A 20,947-nucleotide genomic window follows, 5' to 3' on the forward strand; every position below is an offset into this window, starting at 1 on the left:
TCAGGTCGGTGGCCGGGCACGCTCGACGCGGATCCGGGCACGCTCGACTCGATTGTGGGCACGCTCGACGCGGATCCGGGCACGCTCGACGAGGAGTGGGGCCAGCACCGACCACACGGTCACCGCGACCGCCAGCAGCGCCGGGAGTTGGACCCACCACGAGAAGCCGTGATAGCCGCCCGGAGCCTGCCACGGACCGGCGGCCAGCCCGATGGTCGCCGCCATCATCGCGACGAAGGCCGCGGCGACCACCGGCGCGGATCGCCGCCGCAGCGCGGCCACCCCGACGGCGACGCCCACGACGGCTGTGGCCGCCACTCCCCACCACCCCGTCAGCACCCACGACGCCGCGAGCCAACCGGCGGTGGCCACCCCAGCCACGGCAAGCGGCAGGGGGTGATCAGCGGCGCCGGGTTCGGGCGGCGAGTCGCGGTGTCGGCGCAACGGCAGCACAGCGATAACGAAAAGTGTTGCGAGCAGTACGAATCCGATGGCCAGTGACCAGCGGTAGAGCGAGTCGTAGCGGAAGGTCAGATCGACGCGCCCGCTCGCACCGGCCGGTATCACCCAGCCCTGTTCCCAGCCGTTGATCACCACCGGCCGCAACGTCTGCCCACCCAGCCGGGCCTGCCAGCCCGGGTTGGTGCTTTCGGGCACCACCAGCAGGCGCTGCGCGGCCGCGGTGTCGATGTCGAGGCTGCGACGGGTCGGCGACCAGGCGTCCACCGTCGGCGCGCGCGCCGCAGCCGGTGCCGCGGCGCCGAAATCGCCACCGGCGTCGAGGCCCACCGTGTCGACGGTGAACGCCGGGCCCGGATTCGCCGACAGTTCCTGCTCCCCGGCGGGCAGCCGCACCGAGGGGAGGCACGGCCGCGCCACCACCGGATCACCGGCCCGCAATGCGCCCGCGGTGGTGGTGACCCGCATCGGAATCACCTGCCCCGACACCGTGATCCCGATCCCGGCGGCACAACCGATGTCGACGGGGCGGTCGTCGGCAGGCCGGTCGTCACCGCCTGCCGGTGCCGGTTGCACCCGCACCTCGGCGATCCCGGTGGGGGCGACGCTGGTGAAACCGAGGCTGTTCACGTCGATGAGATCGCGGCGATCGAGCACCGTGATCGAGATGTGGTCGGTGGTGGCGGGATTCACTGTGATCAGCCCGTCGGGGCCCACGCTCCGTTCCTGCGCACCCGTGCCGAGATCCACCGCCACCTTCGTCGGCGCGGCCGGATAGTCCGCAGGCACCACGAGTTGAATGGTCTCCACCCGTTGTGGCGTGGGCAGCGTGACACGCAGCGTCGGGTGGTGCTTCTTTGCACCGCGCTCGCGCTGCTCATCGGTGTCGTCGGCGGCGGTCCACACCGTTCGGGGGTCCCCGTCGACGGCGGCCGCGGCCGAGCCACGCGGATCGTTCACCGTGGCGGCCCCCTCGGCGGTCACCGACCCCGGCGTGGTGAGCAACTCGGTGAGGCCGTCACCCGGATGCGGTCGCAGGATCATCACCGGGGCGACGGTGGTCTCCTGCGGCACCGACAGTGCGCGGCTCAGCACCGCCGGGCTTTCCGGGGAGAGGCCGAGCCCGGCCGCGCATCGCACGAGGTCGTCGGCCTCCACGCAACTGCTGCGACCGGAGAGCTCTTGGGACAGAACCCATCCCGACACCCGGGTGTCGGCGGGCAGGGCCGGCAGGATCACCCGATGGCGGATCGGCAGCGCCGCTCCGGTGTTCAGGTCGGTCACCTCCACCTCACCGAGCGCGAACTGGTTTCCCGCCGTGCCGTTCTCGGTTCTGATCGCCCGGATCTGCACCCAACGGGTGGGTCCGCTCGGCGCGGTCACCGTGACCGGTTTACCGGGCTCGACACCGGATACCACGGTGCTGCCCGCCTCCGTGGTCACCAGGATCGACGACACGTCCGGTCCCAGCGCCCGCGCGGTGGTCAGCCGCAACGCGAGATCCGAACGGGGACGGGTGAAGTCGAGACGCAGCCACTGCCCCACGGCCGAACTGAGTCCGTTGCTCACCCAGGCCGTGGCGACGTCCCCGTCGAACGCCGCGGCCGTCGAGTTGGCCGGCGAGGTCTGTCCCGGCTGGGTGGCGTCGGCCGCCGACCCCGACGCCGACACCGACACCTCGCCGGGCCGGTTGTCCAGCAGCCATTGACCTTCGGTGAGCGGCTGACCGTCCACCGGATAGTCGGGTGCGGCGTTCTGGGTGCGGCGGGGGTCCCCGGGGGTGCGGATCGCCGAGCTGTGGTCGTCGACACGGCCGAAGTCGGTCTCCCGGTCGGCGGGCGTGTCGGTGACGAGCACCGGCGCGTCCGGTAGCCCGGCCCGACGGGCATCGGCTTCCAGCACCGTCGGACCCAACGGCGCCAGCCCCAGGCGGGCGCGCAGGTCTTGCACGGCCACAATCGATTCCGGGCCACCGACGATGCGCGTGGCCGATGCGGTGTCCACCAGCAATGGTCCGGTGCCGGGGAACTCGACGCCCGCCCCCACCTCGGTGCCGCCACCGGTCGGCGGGGTCACCGCGTAGATCTGGATTGCGGGCATCTGCGGGCGTAACCCGTTGTCGCGCACCACCCCCGGCACCGTCGGTGGTCCGACGTCCGGACCGAAGGTGGCCACCCGACGCAGTCCGGGTGAGGAGTTCAGCGCCTGCTGCGCCAGCAGCGGGCGCGCCGACCTTGACGTCTGCGGGTCGAGGTCGGCGCGCAGCACCACGTAGCCGACGCCCTGCTGCGCCAGTGTCGCCGCGAGTCCCGGCGAACCCCGACCGTCCGCGATGTCACGCTGCACCGAATCCATCGCGCGGATCGCGCCCGGCGGAGTGAGTGGGATGGCGTCGCGCACCGCCCACGGTGTGCTCGCCAGCGGCTGCAGCGGTTCGTCGCGGGTCAGTCCCCAGAGCTGGTCGGCGAACGGCGAACCGGGTACCACCAGGGTGCGGGTCGGGTGGTCCGGATTGTCGTGGCCGGCGTGCTCACCGAGCCAGTCCGCGGTCTGGCGCCAGTAGTCGGGAAGCGTGCGGTAGCTGCCGGCGGGCGCCAACTGCCCGGTCCACATCAGCGAGCCGGCACCCACGATGGCGACCAGCACGATCATCGTCGCCGCCACCGGGCGGGATCGTTGCGGATGCGCGAACGCCGACAACGTGTCCCGCACCGACGCGGTGCCCGGCAGCGGCACCCGCGCCAGCAGGTGGGCGGTGCCCAGCACCAGCGGCAGCCGGACGAACGGTTCGAACTTGTGGATGTTGCGCAGGAACGCACCCGACCCGTCGAGGAACTGCCGGACCTGCTCGGCGACCGGCGAGCCCAGCCCGCCGACGTAGCCGGTGCACATCAACAGCAGTCCCACCACGAGGATGGTGATCGCGCGACCCCGAAACGGCATGCGCCGCATACACAGTCCGGCCAACCCGGTGGCCGCGAGGGTGCCGGTGGCCAGCACCGCGGCCGGCTCGGTCACCAGCACCGCGCCGGCAACGCGTTCGGGTGAGACGAATGGCGTCCACGCGCTCGTGCCGCGCAGCACCTCGGTCAGCGACGTCCACTCGGTGGTGACCCGCGAGGATTCGATGAAGTCGAGGAACGGTGGGGACACGCGCGAGAGGATCAGCAGCGGCGCCACCCACCACGCACACGCCAGCACCAGCGCGCTCGCCCAGAGCCCGCCGAAGGTGATCCAGCGTCGACGATCGCCGGTGGTGACCCCGCACAGCACCCACCACAGCAGTGCCACGCCGACCGCGGCGAGCGTGGCCACCGCGTTCACCGCACCCATCAGGGCCACCGCCACCGCTGAGCGCGCCGCGTCGCGCCACAGCGGAGCACCGCGCGCGGGTCGCACGTCCAGTGCCCGGACCAGCGGGATCAGCACCCACGGCGCCAGCATCATCGGCAGCGTCTCCGACGAGATCGACCCCAGCGTGGTGAGCACCCGCGGACTGAGTACGAACACCACCGCCGCGATCAGCCGCGACCCGGGCGACCCGATGCGCAAGGCCTCACCGAGCCGCACCACGCCGACCACCCCGACCGTCAGCAGGACGGCCCACCACAGCCGCTGGGTGATCCACGGCGGGATGTGGGCGAGTTCGCCGACGGCGAAGAACGCGCCGTGCGGAAAGAAGTAGCCGTAGGCCTGGTTCTGCACCTGACCCATCGGTGCGGTCGGCGTCCACAGGTGCATCGCGCGGCCGAGAAACCCGAGGGGGTTGGCGGTGAGGTCGAGTTTGGTGTCCGCGGCGAGACGTCCCGGCGACTGCAGCAGGCTGACGAGCAGGGCCACCGCGCCGATCACGGCCACGCCGCGACGGCTCAGCGTCCGGTCCATCGGGAGTGCGGGTCCGGCGTCAGGCGGTGGCCGTCACTGATCGGCGGCGGGTGGCGTGCGCGAACCGTAGTCCACCGATCCCTGCACAAACCCGTTGTTCGGGCTGATGTTGTTGAGATCGGTGGCCGGGCTGTTCGACGCGGACAGGAAACCGCCGAGGAACACCGCACCGAGACCGACCACGATGCCGGCGACTCCGGCCACGGCTCCGGCGACGAGGCGGTTGTTGCGCATGGGATGAAATTACCACCCTCACCTGAGGAAAACGTAGACGACCTCAGGAAACGTGAAGGTCACCGGTTACAACGTGACGGGAGGCTGCTTCTCGCATCGGGCGGGCACGATGAACACCGGCCGTGAGCAGTGTTTGAGAACCCGTTCGGCCACGCTCGACCGCAGCAGCGCCTTGAGTCCGGTGTCGCCTCGGGTGCCGGTGACCAGCAGGTCGACGTCGAGTGCGTCGGCGGCAGCCACCAGCGCACCCCAGACCGTCGACTCGACCTCCACCAGGGTGCCGGTCGCGGTGAGTCCGATGTCGGTGGCAAGTGCCACACCCCGCTCGTTGACCGCGGCCGACTCGGCTTCCAGCGCGTCGTCGACCTGGGTGTCGAGGCGGGTGTCGAGAAACGGTTGCATCCCGGCGGCCAGCGACGACATCCGCGGGGCGCTCATCGTGCCGGGCTGCCAGGCGGTGACCACGTGGGCGGTCTCGGCGCGCAGGAACGTGCCCGCGTACCGGATGGCGCGATCGGCATTCGCGGAGCCGTCGTAGGCGATCATCAACGATTGCGGGCGGCCGACAACCCGACGGCCGTCCCGACCGGGGGTGGGGGGAATGGACCCGGCGTCCATATCGCCACGGTACATGCCACACTCGACTGATGGGAGCTCAACGACGGCGATTCGCGCGCACCCGTCCGATGCGGCCACGGGTCCTGGTGATGCTGGTGGCAGCGGCGCTGGCGCTGACCGCCTGCGACTCGACGAGTCCGGGTTCCGCCTCGACCACCACCGCGTATTCGCCGGTGTCCTCCCCCGCGTCGAGTTCCGTACTGCCCCCGCCGATCGCCTGCGGGGTACCCGAACTCGCCCGAATGTCGTTGCGGCAGAAGCTCGCTCAGCTGGTCGTTGTCGGCGTGACCGATGCCGACGACGCGGCGCGGATCGTGCGCACCGAGCAGATCGGCGGCATCTTCGTGGGCAGCTGGACCGACAAGTCGATCCTCACCAGCGGCGCCGCGGCCCGCATCTCCCGCTCGTCGCCGATCCCGCTGATGGTGACCGTGGACCAGGAGGGCGGCCGCGTGTCGCGGTTGTCGTCGCTGGGCATCGACAGCCCCTCGGCGCGTGAGCTGGCGCAGACGAAGACGCCCGCGCAGGTACGCGCGCTGGCGGCGTCGATCGGCCGGCAGCTCAAGCGGCTCGGCATCACCGTGGACTTCGCGCCGGACGTCGACGTCAGCGACGAGAGCGCCGACGAGGTGATCGGCGACCGCTCGTTCAGCAACGACCCACAGGTGGTCACCCGCTACGCCGGTGCTTTCGCCGCAGGACTGCAGGACGCGGGCATCATGCCGGTGTACAAGCACTTCCCGGGACACGGCCACGGCTCCGGCGATTCGCATCTCGGTGTGGTGCGGACCCCGCCGCTGTCGTCGCTGGAGACCAGCGACCTGGTGCCCTACCGGACGCTGCTGCGCGACCCGCAGAACGCAGGCGTGATGGTGGGACATCTGATCGTGCCCGGGCTCACCGGGCCGGAGACCCCGGCCAGCATCAGTCCCGCCGCGATGACGATGCTGCGGACCGGCAGGCCCTACGGGGGCCCGCCCTTCAACGGGGTGGTGTTCTCCGACGACCTGTCGGGCATGGCGGCGATCAGTGCCCGCTATCCGATCGAGCAGGCCGCGCTGATGTCGATCCGCGCGGGCGGCGACATCGCGCTGTGGCTCTCCACCGACCGGGTGTCGTCGGTGCTCGACGCGATGACCAGGGCGGTGAATGTGGGCACGCTCACCGTGCCGCGGGTGGACCGCTCGGTGGTGCGCATCCTGCGCGCCAAGGGTGTCCTGCACTGCTGAGCCTGCACTACTGAGCCCGCACTGCTGAGCCTGCACTGCTGGCACGGTGTCTGCTGCTGCCGGACCGGGCGTCGGCGGATCAACTTACCAGTGGGTAAGTCGTCGGGTAAGATGATGCTCTCCCGAGGAGGTGGCGATGGCCGGCGGTACCAAACGGTTGCCGCGTGCGGTACGTGAGCAGCAGATGCTCGACGCCGCAGTGAAGGTGTTCTCCGAGAACGGTTTCCGCGAGACCTCGATGGACGCGATCGCCGCCGAGGCGCAGATCAGCAAGCCGATGCTCTATCTGTACTACGGCTCCAAGGAAGAGCTCTTCAGCGCGTGCCTCAGCCGCGAATCCGGCCGGTTCATCGACGCGATGGCGGTGGGTTTCGACCCGTCGCTGCGCCAGCGCGATCAGGCCCGCACGGTGGTGCGTGAGTTCCTGCGCTACGTCGACGAACACCGGCAGTCGTGGAAGGTGCTCTACCGCGTCGCCGTGGGCACGGCGAGCTTCAGTCAACTCGTGCACGAGAGCCGAGACCGGGTCACCGAGATGGTCGCCGACCTGATCCGCCGCGGCACCACCGTGGAAGGTGCCAGCGACATCGACTTCGAGCTGTCGGCCGTCGCGCTGGTCGGTGCCGGCGAGGCCGTCGCCGACCGGATGAGCGAGGGCGACGTCGACCTCGACACCGCCACCGACCTCTTGGTCGGCATCACCTGGCGCGGACTCAAGGGCGTCGGGCGCCACGACGAGCCCGTCGGCTGACGGGCCCGTCGGCGACGTAAACCCTCAGGCAGTCCGCGTGGACGCCGTCAGATGCGGATACCCCTTGCGCCGGTTGCGGATCGAGATGTCGAAGCTGCCGGATGATCTGCCGCCCACCCCGTCGATGCGGTGGACGTAGAGGTTGACCTTCGCCGGCAGCAGGATCGGCTTGCCGAACCGGACCGCGTAAACGACGTCGTCGGGTAGCTGCGCCTCCACGTTGGCCACGGCGGCCGCCGCACTCCACATGCCGTGCGCGATGGCCTTCGGGAATCCGAACGCCTTGGCGGTGATGTCGCCCATGTGGATCGGATTGCGATCGCCCGACGCCGCGGCGTACTCGCGGATCCGGGCCAGATCCACCGCGAGAACCGCGTCGGGTGGCGGCGGGGCCTGTTCACGCGGGGCAGGCCCACGCGGCTCGTCGGACAGGCTGGTGCGCTGCTGTTTGAGGAACGTCGCCACCTGCCGGGTGACTGTCTCGGTGCCCACCGTGATCTCCGAGATCATGTCCACCAGAATGCCTTTGCGATGCTCGCGCAGGTTCTCCGCGTGGGTCTCGATGGTCAGCGGTTCGTCGAGGGCGATGGGACGGAACCGGTGGATGGTGTTCTCCACGTGCACCGAGCCGACCGCGCCGAACGGGAAATCGGCTTCGGTCATGAGCTTCATCGCGAGCGGGAACTGCAGCACGAACGGATAGGTGATCGGCAGCGTGGGGCCGAACTGTTGGCCGGTCGCGCGCGTGTAGGCGTGCAGCCGTTCCGGATCCACCCGCACGTTCTCGAGTCGGAAGCGGGTGTCGGGCAGCACGGTGTCGGCGCGCACCGACCCCTGCTTGCCGATCACCGGCAGCATCGCGGCCACGGCCTTCGAGAACACCTCGCGGGTACTCGGCGCGCCGTCGAGGGTGATGGTCTTGCTCATCACGCCCCCAGGAAGCCCTGGCCGCACACGCGGACCACGTTGCCGGTGATCGCGTTGCTGGCCGGGTTGGCGAAGTAGGCGACGGTCTCGGCGACGTCGACCGTCTGCCCGCCCTGCTGCAGCGAACTCATCAGGCGACCGGCTTCGCGGGTGGCCAGCGGGATGGCCGCGGTCATCTTGGTCTCGATGAAGCCGGGGGCGACGGCGTTGATGGTGATGCCCTTGTCGGCGAGGATCGGCGCGTAGGCGTCGACAAGCCCGATCACCCCGGCCTTCGAGGTGCCGTAGTTGGTCTGGCCGCGGTTGCCCGCGATGCCCGCGATCGAGCTGACATCGACGACGGCACCGCCGGCGCGGATGGCGTCCTTGGCGACGAGCGCGTTGACCAGCTGTTGCGGGGCGATCAGGTTCACCGAGATCACCGAGTTCCAGCGTCCGTCGTCCATGTTCGCCAGCAGCTTGTCGCGGGTGATGCCGGCGTTGTTGACGATGATGTCGATGCCGCCGTGACGCTCGAGGGCGTGCTGCGCAAGTTTGTCGCCCGCGTCGGGGGCGCTGACGTCGAGGGGCAGTGCGGTGCCGCCGACCTTGTTCGCGGTCTGCGCGAGTGCCTCGCCGGCGGCCGGGATGTCGGCGCAGATGACGTGGGCGCCGTCACGGGAGAGCACCTCGGCGATGGTGGCGCCGATTCCGCGGGCCGCGCCGGTCACCACGGCGACCTTGCCGGCCAGTGGCTTCTCCCAGTCGGCGGGCGCGGCCGAATCGGCCGGACCCACCCGGATCACCTGGGCGTCGACGAACGCCGACTTCGCCGACAACACGAAACGCAACGTCGACTCCAGGCCGGTGAGCCCGGTCTTGGCGTCGGGCGACACGTAGACGAGCTGCACGGTGGAGCCCTTGAGCAGTTCCTTGCCCAGTGAGCGGGTGAAGCCCTCCAGCGCGCGCTGCGCGACGTGCTCGTCGGGGTCGGTGATCAGTTCGGGGGTGGTGCCGATCACCAGGAACCTGGCGCAGGCGGCGGTGGAACGCATGACCGGCGCGAAGAACTCGTAGAGCTGGGCGAGGTCGGCCGGGGAGGTGATGCCGGTGGCGTCGAACACCAGACCGCCGTACTTGTCGGCGCTACGGCCGGTGGTGGCGTTGTGGATCAGGGTGTAGTCCGGGGTGGAGAGGATCTCGCGCAGCGGCTCCACCAGGCGTCCCTGGCCGCCGAGCAGGACCGGACCGGGCAGCGGCGGCTCGGTGGGCTTGTAGCGACGCAGGGGCGGGGGCACCGGCAGTCCGGCCTGCTTGGCGATGAAGGCGCCGGGTGCAGAATGGACGAAGCTCGAGTACAGGCCAGTGGTTCCGTTGGAGGCCACGTGTATCTCCTTCGATCGTGGATGCGGTTCGACAACGAACTTACTGTCGAGTAAGAATACGCTATAGACATCAACCACCACCCCCTGGGAGTTCGAAGTGGCCAACACACCCAAGACCCGCAGTGAACGTCCGGTCGCGATTCTCGGCGGCAACCGCATTCCGTTCGCGCGCCAGGACAAGGCCTACGCCGCGGTCAGCAATCAGGAAATGTTCACCACGGCACTCGACGGCCTGGTCAGCCGGTTCGGTCTGCAGGGGGAGCGCCTCGGCATGGTGGCCGGTGGCGCCGTGCTCAAGCATTCGCGTGATTTCAATCTCATCCGCGAATGCGTGCTCGGATCGGCACTGTCGCCTTACACCCCGGCCTTCGACATCCAGCAGGCGTGTGGCACCGGCCTGCAGGCCATCACCGCCGTCGCCGACGGCATCGCCCGTGGCCGCTACGACGTGGCGGTCGGCGGCGGTGTGGACACCACCTCCGACGCCCCGATCGGCGTTTCCGAGGATCTGCGGCTGGCGCTGCTCGAGGTGAATCGCGCCCGTAGCCCCAAGGATCAGATTCTCGGCATCCTCAAGGCGCTGCCGAAGCTGGGCATCGACATCCCCCGCAACGGCGAACCCCGCACCGGCATGTCGATGGGTGAGCACGCGGCCATCACCGCCAAGGAGTTCGGCATCAAGCGCGCCGATCAGGATGCGCTGGCCGCCGCGAGCCACCAGAAGATGGCCGCCGCCTACGACGACGGCTTCTTCGACGACCTGATCACCCCCTACCTGGGTCTGACGCGCGACCAGAACCTGCGCGGCGACTCCACCGAGGAGAAGCTGGCGAAACTCAAGCCGGTGTTCGGGGTGTCGCTGGGCGACGCGACGATGACCGCGGGCAACTCCACCCCGCTCACCGACGGCGCCTCCACCGTGCTGCTCTCCAGCGACGAATGGGCGCAGGAGAAGGGGCTGCCGGTGCTGGCCTACTTCGTCGACTCCGAGACCGCCGCGGTGGACTACGTCAACGGACCCGACGGACTGCTGATGGCGCCGACGTATGCGGTGCCGCGTCTGCTCGCACGCAACGGCCTCACCCTGCAGGACTTCGACTTCTACGAGATCCACGAGGCCTTCGCATCGGTGGTGCTCGCGACCCTGCAGGCGTGGGAGTCCGAGGAGTACTGCAAGGAGCGGCTGGGTCTGGACAACGCGCTCGGCTCCATCGACCGCAGCAAACTCAACGTCAACGGGTCGTCGCTGGCGGCCGGTCATCCGTTCGCCGCCACCGGCGGGCGGATCGTGGCCCAGGCGGCCAAGCAGATCAAGGAGAACGGCGGTGGCCGGGCGCTGATCTCGATCTGCGCCGCGGGCGGTCAGGGCGTCACCGCGATCGTCGAGGGGTGACGGATCGATCACCGATTTCTTCAAGAAGGTGTAACGAACCGCAAAGCACGGTAGAAATATGTACTAGCTCCGGTTGAGCTGTCAGACCCCCGACCCGACAGCTCGACCGGAGCGCCTTCTTTTGCCTGGCCGTGTGGCTCCTGACCTGCGGGCATGTGATGTACCCCGTTCGCCAAGGTCCGGAATCTCCGGTATGAGTGATAGTGATGCCCGTCCCGAAACCCTCCCGCCGATTCCGTCTGGGAGTCCGCGTCGGGGTGGTTGTGGCGACAATCACATGTCTGGTTGTGGCCGCCGACCTGGTACTCACCGATGGTCACAGCGCACGCGGCGCCACAGTGGCCGGACTCGACACCGGCAACAGGTCGCCGATGCAACTCACACCGGTCGTTGCGGAACTGGGCAAGCGCGCGGTGCGGCCGGTCACGGTGCGCACACCGTCGGGAACCGCGGTGATCGCGCCACACGATCTCGGGCTCTCCTTCGACGACGAGGCCACCACGAAGGCGTTGCTGCGCCGCTCCCGCAATCCCGTCGACCGGCTGCTGGCCCTGTTCGGCCGCTCGCACGCGGTGACGCCGATCGTCGACGTCGACCGCACCCGGCTCGACGCCGCGCTCGACGAACGCCGCACCGAGCTGGAGCGAGCCGCCGTCGAGGGCGGCGTGCACTTCGACGGGGCCACCCCGATCGCCGACCTGCCCGCACGCGGACTGCGCATCGACCGCGATGGCGCCGCCGACGTCCTGGCCCGGGAATGGCTGGAGGGTGACGGTCCGGACCCGGCGCCGGTGGACCTGCCGATGGAGCCGTTCTCGCCGACCGTCTCCGCGGACACCGTCCGCGCCACCGTGGCCGGCCCGGCGACCGCGGCCGTTGCCGACGACGTGACCCTGCTGGGCAGCGCGGGTGCCCGGTCGGCGCTGACCCCCGAGGACATCGGTGCCGTGCTGACCTTCGTGCCCGGCGACCGCGGGACACTGATCCCCCGCGTCGACCGCGACGGCCTGCGGGAGCGTGCCCGCCGGGCGCTCGCCCGCACCGAGCGACCGGCCACCGATGCGCGTTTCACCCTCGCCGGGGGCACGCCACGCGTGGTGGGTTCGCGCACCGGTGCGCGGATCGACTGGGAGAAGACGGCGGCCGCGCTCGAACGAGTGCTGGGCGGGCCGACCGGGAACTCCGCCCGCACCGTCGCGGTGGTCTACGAGACGTTGCGGCCGCGCCTGGACACCGCGAAGGCGCAGCGCCTAGGGGTGCGCGAGGTAATCAGCGATTTCACCACCGGCGGCTTCTCGTCGGCGTCCGGGGAGAACATCCGCCTCGTCGCGCAGGAGGTCGACGGGGCGCTGGTGTTGCCCGGGCAGACGTTCTCGCTGAACTCCTACACCGGCCCGCGCGGTTCGGCGCAGGGCTACGTCGCGTCGACGATCATCGACCACGGCCGCCCGGCCACCGCGGTCGGCGGCGGCATCTCGCAGTTCGCCACCACGCTCTACAACGCCGCCTACTTCGCCGGACTCGAGGACGTCGACCACACCGAGCACGGCTACTACATCTCGCGGTATCCCGAGGCGCGGGAGGCCACCGTGTTCGAGGGCGCCATCGACCTGGTTTTCCGCAACAACACCCGCCACGCGATCCTGATCGAGACGGGATGGACGCCGTCGTCGGTGTCGGTGCGCATGTGGAGTACCAAAACCGTTGAGGTGCAATCGATCACCGGTGAACGCAGCGCGTACACGGCACCCCCGTCGATCCGGGTTGAGGCGGGCGACGATTGTATCGAGGCCTCGGGTACCCGCGGGTTCACCACGTCGAACACGCGCGTCATCACCGACGTGACCTCCGGCCGGGAGATCTACCGGCACACCCGGACCGTCCGCTACGACCCGGAACCCACGGTTCGCTGCGTGGCCTGACGGTGCTCGGCGCCCTGGTTCGCGACTGCGGGGGATATCGAAAAACGCTGACTTTGCAGAGTGCGCGTTGTTTGCCAACCCCAGCGGGATCGTGTCCGTAGGCTGTTCGCCGTGGATATCAATGGAGCAAGTGCAATCGTCACGGGTGGCGCATCCGGGATCGGCGCCGCGTCGGTCCGGCAGTTGGCCGCCAATGGAGCCAAGGTGGTCATCGCCGACCTGAAGGCCGATGCCGGTGAGGAACTCGCCAAGGAGGTCGGCGGGCGGTTCGTGCCGGTCGACGTCACCGACACCGCGCAGATCGAGGCGGCCGTCACCGCGGCCGGTGAACTCGGACCGCTGCGTGCGGTGGTCAACTCGGCCGGCATCGGGTGGGCGCAGCGCACCATCGGTAAGGACGGCGAGTTCGCCTCGGCGCACAACCTCGACGCCTACAAGAAGGTCATCGCGATCAACCTGATCGGCACCTTCGACGTCATCCGGCTGGCGGCCACCGCGATGAGCCGCAACGACCCGCTCGACACGGGTGAACGCGGCGCCATCGTCAACATGGCCAGCGTCGCCGCGTTCGACGGTCAGATCGGGCAGGCCGCGTACTCGTCGTCCAAGGGCGGCGTGGTGGGCATGACCCTGCCCGTGGCCCGCGACCTGTCCGCCGTCGGTATTCGCGTCAACACGGTCGCACCGGGCCTGATCGACACCCCGATCTACGGCACCGGCCCCGAGTCGGAGGCGTTCAAGGCCAACCTCGGCAAGAACGTGTTGTTCCCCAAGCGCCTCGGTGTGCCCGACGAACTGGCGTCGATGGTCGTCGAACTGATCACCAACTCGTACATGAACGCCGAGGTGGTCCGCGTCGACGGCGGTATCCGGATGCCACCGAAGTAGCGTCGCCGCGGGATCCGCCCTGACGAAACAAGGCGGGCCGGACAGCGTGTCCGGCCCGCCTTGCGGTGGTGGTTGTTCGTCAGCGACTCAGAAGGCGGCTTCGTCGAGTTCCATCACATCGTTATCGATGTTCTCGACGACGCCACGGACCGAGGTGAGCAGCGGCAGCATGTTCTTCGCGAAGAAGCTCGCCACCCCGACCTTGCCCTCGTAGAACGCCTTGTCGGCGTCGCTGGTGCCCGCGTCCAGTGCGGCCAACGCGACCTCGGCCTGACGCAGCAGCAGCCAGCCGATGAGCAGGTCGCCGACGGCCATCAGGAAGCGCACCGAACCCAGCCCCACCTTGTAGAGCTCCTTCGGGTTCTCCTGCGCACCCATCAGGAAGCCGGTGAGGGTGGCGGCCATGCCCTGCACGTCCTCGAGCGCGGTCTTGAGCAGGGCACGCTCGGCCTTGAGCCGGCCGTTGCCTGCCTCCGAGTCGATGAACGACTGGATCTGTCCGGCGACGTGCGCGAGCGCCTGGCCCTTGTCGCGGATGATCTTGCGGAAGAAGAAGTCCTGCGCCTGGATGGCCGTGGTGCCCTCGTAGAGCGAGTCGATCTTGGAGTCACGGATGTACTGCTCGAGCGGATAGTCCTGGAGGAACCCGGAACCGCCCAGCGTCTGCAGCGACTCGGTCAGCGTGCCGTAGGCGCGCTCGGAACCGACACCCTTGACGATCGGCAGCAGCAGATCGTTGACGCGGTGTGCCAGGTCGGCGTCGGCGCCGGAGACGACCTGCGCGGCCACCGCATCCTGGTGCGAGGCGGTGTAGAGATACACCGCGCGCAGACCTTCGGCGTACGCCTTCTGGGTCATCAGGGCGCGACGCACGTCCGGATGATGGGTGATGGTGACGCGCGGGGCGGTCTTGTCGGTCATCTGGGTCAGGTCGGCGCCCTGCACACGCTCCTTGGCGTACTCGAGGGCGTTGAGGTAGCCGGTCGACAGCGTCGAGATGGCCTTGGTGCCCACCATCATGCGGGCGTGCTCGATGACGTCGAACATCTGCGCGATGCCCTTGTGGACCTCGCCGACGAGCCAGCCCTTGGCCGGGACGCCGTGCTGGCCGAAGGTGACCTCACAGGTGGCCGAGACCTTCAGGCCCATCTTGTGCTCGACGTTGGTGACGAAGACGCCGTTGCGTTCGCCGGGTTCACCGGTCTCGGTGTCGAAGAGGAATTTCGGTACGAAGAAGAGCGAGAGTCCCTTGGTGCCCGGTCCGGCGCCCTCCGGGCGCGCGAGCACCAGGTGCATGATGTTCTCGGTCATGTCCTGATCGCCCGAGGTGATGAAGCGCTTCACGCCGTCGATGTGCCAGGAGCCGTCCTCCTGCAGGGTGGCCTTGGTGCGGCCGGCGCCGACGTCGGAACCCGCGTCGGGCTCGGTGAGCACCATGGTGGCGCCCCAGCCGCGCTCGGAGGCCAGCTTGGCCCATTCCTTCTGCTCGTCGGTTCCGTTGTCGTAGAAGATGTTGGAGAAGCCCGAACCGGCCGCGTACATGAACAGTGCGGGGTTGGCGCCCAGGATCATCTCCGAGATGGCCCAGTAGAGCGAACGCGGCGCAGGCATGCCGCCGAGTTCCTCGTCGACGCCCACCTTGTCCCAGCCGGCCTCGATGAAGGCGTGGTACGACTTCGCGAAGCCCTCCGGAATGGTCACGCTGTGGGTCTCCGGATCGAAGACCGGCGGATTGCGATCGCCCTCGACGAACGAGTCGGCGACGATGCCCTCGGCCATGTTCTTGACCTCGCGCAGCATGTCGACGGCGGTCTCGTGGTCGAGATCGCCGAACTCGCCGGACTCGAGGACCTTGTCGAGCTCGAAGACCTCGAAGAGGTTGAACTGCAGATCGCGGAGGTTGCTCTTGTAATGACCCATGATCGTTCCTTCTGTGACCTCTGGCGCGTGCCAAGTGGGCTGACGGGATGCAGGTGAAGACAGCGCGTCGGAGGGGTCGGATGCGCTAAGTTACTCACCGGTAACCCCAGTTTACCGCGCAGATGCATCTTCCATCAAGCCGCTGCGCGTGATACCGGGCCGGTAGCGTGGTAACGGTGTCCATCACCGACCTCGTCCTGGGGTGCATGTACTTCGGCACCCGCACCGACGAGACCACCTCCCGGGTAATCGTCGAACGGTTCCTGGAGCGCGGCGGCACCACTCTGGACACCGCCGACTGTTACGCCTTCTGGGCGTCGCCGACCGGTGCCGGTGGACAGAGCGAGGAGTTCCTCGGTCGCTGGATGGCCGACAATCCCGGTGTCCGCGAGCAGATCGTGCTGGCCACCAAGGTGGGACCCGAGCCGGCGCCCGGACAGCCGGGCCAGGTGGTGGGACTCGGCGCGGACGTGGTGACCCGTGCGGTGCGCGAGAGTCTGCGCCGCCTGCGCACCGACCGCATCGACCTCTACTGGGCGCATCTGGAAGACCGCGCGACCCCGATGGCCGAGGTGGTGGCCACCCTCGGCCGGCTCGTCGCCGACGGCCTCGTGGGCCGCCTCGGGATCTCCAATCACCCGACCTGGCGGGTGGAACAGGCCCGGGCGCTGGCGGCCGTCGCCGGCACCGAGCCGTTCACCGCACTGCAGCTGACCACCTCGTACGTCCGGCCACGCCCCGATGTCGCGGTGCCCGGCAAGGACCACCGATTCGGGTTCGTCACCGACGAGACGATCGACTACCTCCAGACCCACCCCGACCTCGAGGCGTGGGCCTACAGCCCGCTGATCCAGGGCAGCTACGACCGCGCCGACCGGCCTTTCCCCGAGGCCTACGACCATCCCGGCACCACGCGACGGCTGGCGGTGCTGCGCGAGGTGGCCGCCGAGGTCGGCGCCTCACCGGGACAGATCGTCCTCGCCTGGTTGATCGGCTCGGCGCCCGCGTTCCGGCCCATCGTCGGGGTGTCGTCGCTCGCCCAACTCGACAGCGCACTCGATGCCGCCTCGATCGAGTTGACCGACGATCAGCGGGCCCGGCTCGACGCCGCGCACTGAGGTGCCACCACACGCCCGGTTCGCGGGCCTGTCAAGGCCTCAGAGGGCTGCGTGCAGGTAGGCTAGGTCGGCGGGGATGCCATCGGCCGGGGTCTCCAGGATGATCGGCGCGTCCGCGGCCCGGGCGACGGCGACGAGCACCTCGGGGTCGATGTGACCGGACTGCAGGTTCGCGTGCCGGTCGCGACCGGAATCGAACTCGTCGCGAGAGTTGTTCAGGTGCACCAGGTCGATGCGTCCGGTGATGTCGCGGACACGCTCGACGAGGCCCACCAGATCTTCGCCGCCGGCCCACGCGTGGCAGGTGTCGAGACAGAAACCCGCCTGCTCGAAGTCGCCGATCGACGACCAGAGGCGGTCGATCGCCTCCAGGGTGCGGGCCATGGCGTGATCGCCACCCGCGGTGTTCTCCACCAGGATCGGCACCCCGAAACCGCCCTTGTCGAGTTGGCGGTCGAACAGCTTGCGCCAGTTGGCGGATCCCTCCGCGTCCGCCTCGCCGTCGCGCAGGTGTCCGCCGTGCACCACGAGCCCGAACGCGCCGAGATCGGCGGCCGCGGCCGCCTGCTGTTCGACCGCCTTGCGGGAGGGCATGCGCAGCCGGTTGTTCAGGCTGGCGACGTTGATCTGGTAGCTCGAGTGCACCACCACGTCCAGGGGGGACGCCTTGATGGCCTCGGCCTGCGGATGTGGTTCGGGTTTCTTCCAGCTCTGGGGGTCGGTGACGAACATCTGGAAGACGTCGATCCCGAGTTCGTCGGCTGTTGCCAGCGGGTCGGCGTCGTCGCGTAGGTGGGCTCCGATGCGCATGCGTCGACGATAGTGCGTGCGCCTATTCGCCCCATCCGGGTTCGGTTTCGATGCTGATCGGCACACCCGATGCGATGAGCAGCCGGCACGGTGCCTGGGTATCGCGGTACAGGTGGAGCCACTCGTGGCCGCTGCCGCGCTCGTACACGCTGTCGAGAGCCCGGTTGAGCCTGGCCTCGGCCTCCTTGGTGATGAGGTAGCGCTGATCGCCGTAGCGCAGAAAACGATTCGGCATGGGACCTCCCGGTTGGTGCACTGTGATGCACGTCACCATCATAGGTCAGCGAGCGTGGATCGACGGTGCCGAACAAGGTGCAAAGAAGCCACAAACTCGTGATGTTCATTAGGCTGACGGGAGGTTACGAACCGGCCGCGTCAGCGCGTCGAACCGTGAAGCACTCACGAAGGCAGAGGAACCCCCTTGAGCGTTGACGACGCGATAGACGCGGACGAACCGGAGATGGGCCGCGTCATCGACGATCTGGCCGACGCCGCGGAGATGGAGGCCGAGCCGGAGAAGCGTCGCGACCTGACCGTTGTCCGGCGCATCGCGATCGCCGCCTGGGTGGCGTTCATGGCCTACGAGATCTACGTCTACGGACTGGCCTTCGACCGCACGCGGCTGATCATCCTGCTCTGCCTGGGCCTGTTGGCGGCCAGTATCGGTCGTCGCCGGGCCGTCACCGTGATCATCGACTGGGCGCCGTTTGCCCTGATCCTGTTGCTCTACGACTGGACCCGTGACGTCGCCCGGATCGTCGACATGCCGACGCACTGGCACCTGGCCCCCGACGTGGACCGCGCGATGTTCGGCGTCGTCCCCACGGTGTGGCTCCAGGGCCACCTGAAGCAGGCGTCGGCGCCCTGGTGGGAGATCATCACCAGCGTCGTCTACATGTCGTACTTCGTGGTGCCCTACGCCGTGGCCGCCGTGCTGTGGCTGCGCGACCGCTCGGCGTGGCGCCGGTTCGCCGCGTGCTTTGTCGCCACCACGTTCCTCGGTCTGGTGGGTTACACCCTGGTGCCCGCGGCGCCGCCGTGGGCGGCGGCGCGGTGTACCGCCGAGCAAGTGGTGGACGGCCCGCGGGAAGCCGAATGCATGGCCACCCCCGAGGCGGCGGAACCCGGTGGCATCCTCGGACCCACCGATGCGCGTCACCCCGGCGCCGCGCCCTACGTGGAACGCATCTCCGCGCGTGGCTGGGAGTACCTGCACATCCACGTCGCGTCGAACCTGATCGAGGTGGGTCAGGGCAAGGCCAATCTGGTGGCGGCCATCCCGTCACTGCATGCCGGACTCACGATGCTGCTCGCACTGTTCATGTGGCCGCGGGTCAAAGCGCTCGGCCGAACGCTGTTCCTCGGCTATGCGCTGGCGATGGCGTTCACGCTGGTCTACACCGCCGAGCACTACGTCTTCGACGTTCTGCTCGGATGGGCGCTCGCCGCGGCGGTGGTGTTCGGGTACACGCTCATCGACCGCCGCATCCTGATGCCCAGACAGGCGCGTACGGCGGCCACTCGGGAGCCGGCGCCGGCACAGGCCGGTCTGACCGAAGCCGGTTAGGCTGGTCGCCGTGATGCCCACGAGCAAATGCCAGAAATGAAGACGATCAACCGTTCCCGCAACCGTTCCCGTCGTGTCATCACCACCGGTATGGCGGCCGCCGCCATCGGCGTCGTGGCGCTCGCGGGCTGTGGTACCGATTCGCCGTCGGGCTCCGATGCCGCGTCGGGCGTCACGACCACGTCGGCAGCGTCCGGATCGCCGTCCGCGTCGGCGCACAACGCCGCCGACGTGATGTTCAACCAGATGATGATCCCGCACCATCAGCAGGCGATCGCGATGGCCGATCTGGTACCCAGCCGCACCGACAATGCGGCCGTCCGGGAACTGGCCACCCAGATCCGCAACGCCCAGCAACCCGAGATCGACCAGATGACGCAGCGACTGCAAGCGTGGGGGATGCCGACGATGATGTCGGGCTCGCCGTCGATGCAGATGGGTGGTCACGGTGACGGCCATTCGATGGGCTCGATGCAACCGTCCGGCATGGGCATGATGTCCGACGCCGAGATGACCGCGCTGGAGAACGCCCGGGGAGCCGAGTTCGACAGGCTGTGGCTACAGGGGATGATCACCCATCACCAGGGCGCCATCGACATGGCGAACACCGAACTGCAGCAGGGTGTCAATCCGGCGTCGCGTGAACTGGCACAGCAGATCAAGACCTCGCAGCAGGCCGAGATCGACCGGATGCGGCAGCTACTCGGGTAGCGACGGCCGACGGTTCGGTGCGGTCAGGGCCTGCGCAGCTGCAGGCGCATCAGATACACCTGGTACGACGTGGAGATCGAGTAGGTGAAGTACAGCGAGTCACCCGACGACCAGGGATGGATGTACGGGGCGTAGCCGGTGTACGGGTTGTTCCACGGCGCGATCATCTCGCCCTGGGTCCACGGACCCCAGGGATTGTCGGCGGTCCGCATGATCGCCCCGCCGGCCCGGGACGCCAGCGAGACGTATTTGCCCAGGTAATCGTTCCACGCCACGGACATCTCGCCCGTCGGTGCGCCCATCACCGGGGTGGCGGCGTCGGGATTGCCGCGCACCCAGTTGCCGTACGAGAAGTAGTCGTACTTTCCGAGGTGTTCGATGTCCTTCTCGTCCACACGTGACAGGTACACCGCACCGTTCCGGCCATCGGGGGTGCCGTAGGAGTAGATGGTGTGGCCCACCTTGAGGAAGGCACCCATCTGGAACTTCCTATTGCCACCCCCGTTGGGCCGGAACGCGTCGAGGGCCGCCCAGTGATTGCCGTTGTCTCCGGAGACCACGAGGCCCGACCAGCGCGTGAACCACTCCCCGGGCTGTCCCCACTGCCGAACGGCCATCACGTTCATGTACTGCTTGCCGTTGGCGGCCACACCGGCGGTCGGGAGAACGGTGATCTCACGCGCGAGGTTCGGCTTCAGCAGGCGGGAGGCGTAGCCGGGCGGGCCGGCGTGGCTGCTGAACGTCATCCCGTGTGCCAGGTTGCGGTCGGTGCTGCGCAGCAAAAAGTTCGACCGCCAGTAGAAGAGGTCGCCGTAGAGCAGCGACCACCCGTTGAGCGACTTGGTATCCCCGAACGCGGCCAGGATCTGACCGTTGCCGTTGTCCCACAGGATTCCGAGGTCGGTTCCCCACACCTGATACCGGCCCACCGTGTCGTTCATCGCGAACGGGCCGGTCAGCTGCGCGACCATCGTCGCGTTGCCCGCGGAGTACGTGTCCGCGGTGGCCGGGGGCGCGCTGATGGTTCCGACCGTCAGGGTCACCGTGGCCGCGGCGACGACGGCCGCGACCACCGAACGGCGCAGTCGCCCGAGGGGCGCACGTCCGAAGCTGGGCCACGACATGAGCGTGACCTTATCAAGACATATGTG

Annotated in this window: 17 protein-coding genes; 8 read left to right on the forward strand and 9 right to left on the reverse strand. The window is 68.8% G+C overall.

Going from position 1 to position 20,947, the window contains the following annotated elements; all coding sequences use genetic code 11:
• From ACWDTD_RS13575 to ACWDTD_RS13585, 3 genes are all read right to left on the reverse strand, one after another.
• Positions 1 to 4,344, reverse strand: coding sequence for an alpha-(1->3)-arabinofuranosyltransferase domain-containing protein (locus tag ACWDTD_RS13575; RefSeq protein ID WP_449747636.1), 4,344 nt, complete (start codon positions 4,342 to 4,344; stop codon positions 1 to 3).
• Positions 4,345 to 4,377: 33 nt separating this feature from the next.
• Positions 4,378 to 4,578, reverse strand: coding sequence for a DUF2613 family protein (locus ACWDTD_RS13580; protein ID WP_449747637.1), 201 nt, complete (start codon positions 4,576 to 4,578; stop codon positions 4,378 to 4,380).
• A gap of 66 nt (positions 4,579 to 4,644) precedes the next feature.
• Entirely contained in the window at positions 4,645 to 5,196 is a 552-nt protein-coding gene (locus ACWDTD_RS13585) for a universal stress protein (RefSeq protein ID WP_449747638.1), read from the reverse strand.
• 68 nt (positions 5,197 to 5,264) lie between these two features.
• Between ACWDTD_RS13585 and ACWDTD_RS13590 the strand changes: the two genes are divergently transcribed.
• On the forward strand, positions 5,265 to 6,425 hold the full coding sequence (locus ACWDTD_RS13590) for a glycoside hydrolase family 3 N-terminal domain-containing protein (RefSeq protein WP_449747702.1): 1,161 nt from the start codon (positions 5,265 to 5,267) through the stop codon (positions 6,423 to 6,425).
• A 136-nt stretch (positions 6,426 to 6,561) separates the two neighbouring features.
• Positions 6,562 to 7,176 (forward strand): TetR/AcrR family transcriptional regulator, encoded by a 615-nt coding sequence (locus ACWDTD_RS13595; RefSeq protein ID WP_449747639.1) that lies wholly within the window; start codon positions 6,562 to 6,564, stop codon positions 7,174 to 7,176.
• 24 nt (positions 7,177 to 7,200) lie between these two features.
• Here ACWDTD_RS13595 and ACWDTD_RS13600 read toward each other — a convergent pair whose 3' ends face one another.
• Together ACWDTD_RS13600 and ACWDTD_RS13605 are read right to left on the reverse strand one after the other, a co-directional pair.
• Entirely contained in the window at positions 7,201 to 8,103 is a 903-nt protein-coding gene (locus ACWDTD_RS13600) for a MaoC/PaaZ C-terminal domain-containing protein (protein ID WP_449747640.1), read from the reverse strand.
• The gene (locus ACWDTD_RS13605; protein ID WP_449747641.1) at positions 8,103 to 9,467 is read right to left on the reverse strand and encodes a 3-oxoacyl-ACP reductase; all 1,365 of its coding nucleotides are present in this window, start codon (positions 9,465 to 9,467) and stop codon (positions 8,103 to 8,105) included. The genes ACWDTD_RS13600 and ACWDTD_RS13605 overlap by 1 nt, the downstream gene beginning before the upstream one ends.
• A gap of 97 nt (positions 9,468 to 9,564) precedes the next feature.
• On the opposite strand from ACWDTD_RS13605, the gene ACWDTD_RS13610 reads away from it, so the two are divergent.
• The 3 genes from ACWDTD_RS13610 (at position 9,565) to ACWDTD_RS13620 (ending at position 13,670) form a co-directional block, all read left to right on the forward strand.
• Complete coding sequence (locus ACWDTD_RS13610; protein WP_449747642.1) at positions 9,565 to 10,860, forward strand: acetyl-CoA C-acetyltransferase; 1,296 nt, start codon at positions 9,565 to 9,567, stop codon at positions 10,858 to 10,860.
• Positions 10,861 to 11,066: 206 nt separating this feature from the next.
• Complete coding sequence (locus tag ACWDTD_RS13615) at positions 11,067 to 12,782, forward strand: VanW family protein (RefSeq protein ID WP_449747643.1); 1,716 nt, start codon at positions 11,067 to 11,069, stop codon at positions 12,780 to 12,782.
• A 111-nt stretch (positions 12,783 to 12,893) separates the two neighbouring features.
• Complete coding sequence (locus tag ACWDTD_RS13620; RefSeq protein ID WP_449747644.1) at positions 12,894 to 13,670, forward strand: SDR family oxidoreductase; 777 nt, start codon at positions 12,894 to 12,896, stop codon at positions 13,668 to 13,670.
• A gap of 87 nt (positions 13,671 to 13,757) precedes the next feature.
• Here the strand turns inward: ACWDTD_RS13620 and ACWDTD_RS13625 are convergent, their stop codons facing one another.
• Positions 13,758 to 15,590, reverse strand: a complete 1,833-nt coding sequence (locus ACWDTD_RS13625; protein ID WP_449747645.1) for an acyl-CoA dehydrogenase — start codon at positions 15,588 to 15,590, stop codon at positions 13,758 to 13,760.
• Positions 15,591 to 15,766: 176 nt separating this feature from the next.
• Between ACWDTD_RS13625 and ACWDTD_RS13630 the strand changes: the two genes are divergently transcribed.
• Entirely contained in the window at positions 15,767 to 16,708 is a 942-nt protein-coding gene (locus tag ACWDTD_RS13630) for an aldo/keto reductase (RefSeq protein ID WP_449747646.1), read from the forward strand.
• Between the two features lie 39 nt (positions 16,709 to 16,747).
• On the opposite strand, the gene ACWDTD_RS13635 is transcribed toward ACWDTD_RS13630, so the two are convergent.
• Entirely contained in the window at positions 16,748 to 17,518 is a 771-nt protein-coding gene (locus ACWDTD_RS13635) for a deoxyribonuclease IV (RefSeq protein WP_449747647.1), read from the reverse strand.
• A 22-nt stretch (positions 17,519 to 17,540) separates the two neighbouring features.
• Positions 17,541 to 17,753 (reverse strand): hypothetical protein, encoded by a 213-nt coding sequence (locus ACWDTD_RS13640; protein WP_449747648.1) that lies wholly within the window; start codon positions 17,751 to 17,753, stop codon positions 17,541 to 17,543.
• A gap of 225 nt (positions 17,754 to 17,978) precedes the next feature.
• Between ACWDTD_RS13640 and ACWDTD_RS13645 the strand changes: the two genes are divergently transcribed.
• Together ACWDTD_RS13645 and ACWDTD_RS13650 are read left to right on the forward strand one after the other, a co-directional pair.
• Positions 17,979 to 19,085 carry a phosphatase PAP2 family protein gene (locus ACWDTD_RS13645; protein ID WP_449747703.1) on the forward strand — a complete coding sequence of 369 codons (1,107 nt, stop codon included), beginning with the start codon at positions 17,979 to 17,981 and terminating at the stop codon, positions 19,083 to 19,085.
• Between the two features lie 36 nt (positions 19,086 to 19,121).
• Positions 19,122 to 19,796: a DUF305 domain-containing protein gene (locus tag ACWDTD_RS13650; protein WP_449747649.1), complete on the forward strand. Its 675-nt coding sequence runs from the start codon at positions 19,122 to 19,124 to the stop codon at positions 19,794 to 19,796.
• A 23-nt stretch (positions 19,797 to 19,819) separates the two neighbouring features.
• On the opposite strand, the gene ACWDTD_RS13655 is transcribed toward ACWDTD_RS13650, so the two are convergent.
• Positions 19,820 to 20,920: a DUF4185 domain-containing protein gene (locus ACWDTD_RS13655; RefSeq protein WP_449747650.1), complete on the reverse strand. Its 1,101-nt coding sequence runs from the start codon at positions 20,918 to 20,920 to the stop codon at positions 19,820 to 19,822.
• Positions 20,921 to 20,947 lie beyond the last annotated feature (27 nt).

The organism is Gordonia sp. NPDC003425, from assembly GCF_053588635.1.

What these genes read in the sequence shown, in the direction of transcription:
- ACWDTD_RS13575 (WP_449747636.1), bottom strand. Translation starts at nt 4,344, where the DNA reads ATGGACCGGACGCTGAGCCGTCGCGGCGTGGCCGTGATCGGCGCGGTG.
- ACWDTD_RS13580 (WP_449747637.1), bottom strand. Translation starts at nt 4,578, where the DNA reads ATGCGCAACAACCGCCTCGTCGCCGGAGCCGTGGCCGGAGTCGCCGGC.
- ACWDTD_RS13585 (WP_449747638.1), bottom strand. Translation starts at nt 5,196, where the DNA reads ATGGACGCCGGGTCCATTCCCCCCACCCCCGGTCGGGACGGCCGTCGG.
- ACWDTD_RS13590 (WP_449747702.1), top strand. Translation starts at nt 5,265, where the DNA reads ATGCGGCCACGGGTCCTGGTGATGCTGGTGGCAGCGGCGCTGGCGCTG.
- ACWDTD_RS13595 (WP_449747639.1), top strand. Translation starts at nt 6,562, where the DNA reads ATGGCCGGCGGTACCAAACGGTTGCCGCGTGCGGTACGTGAGCAGCAG.
- ACWDTD_RS13600 (WP_449747640.1), bottom strand. Translation starts at nt 8,103, where the DNA reads ATGAGCAAGACCATCACCCTCGACGGCGCGCCGAGTACCCGCGAGGTG.
- ACWDTD_RS13615 (WP_449747643.1), top strand. Translation starts at nt 11,067, where the DNA reads ATGCCCGTCCCGAAACCCTCCCGCCGATTCCGTCTGGGAGTCCGCGTC.
- ACWDTD_RS13625 (WP_449747645.1), bottom strand. Translation starts at nt 15,590, where the DNA reads ATGGGTCATTACAAGAGCAACCTCCGCGATCTGCAGTTCAACCTCTTC.
- ACWDTD_RS13635 (WP_449747647.1), bottom strand. Translation starts at nt 17,518, where the DNA reads ATGCGCATCGGAGCCCACCTACGCGACGACGCCGACCCGCTGGCAACA.
- ACWDTD_RS13640 (WP_449747648.1), bottom strand. Translation starts at nt 17,753, where the DNA reads ATGCCGAATCGTTTTCTGCGCTACGGCGATCAGCGCTACCTCATCACC.
- ACWDTD_RS13645 (WP_449747703.1), top strand. Translation starts at nt 17,979, where the DNA reads ATGGGCCGCGTCATCGACGATCTGGCCGACGCCGCGGAGATGGAGGCC.
- ACWDTD_RS13650 (WP_449747649.1), top strand. Translation starts at nt 19,122, where the DNA reads ATGAAGACGATCAACCGTTCCCGCAACCGTTCCCGTCGTGTCATCACC.
- ACWDTD_RS13655 (WP_449747650.1), bottom strand. Translation starts at nt 20,920, where the DNA reads ATGTCGTGGCCCAGCTTCGGACGTGCGCCCCTCGGGCGACTGCGCCGT.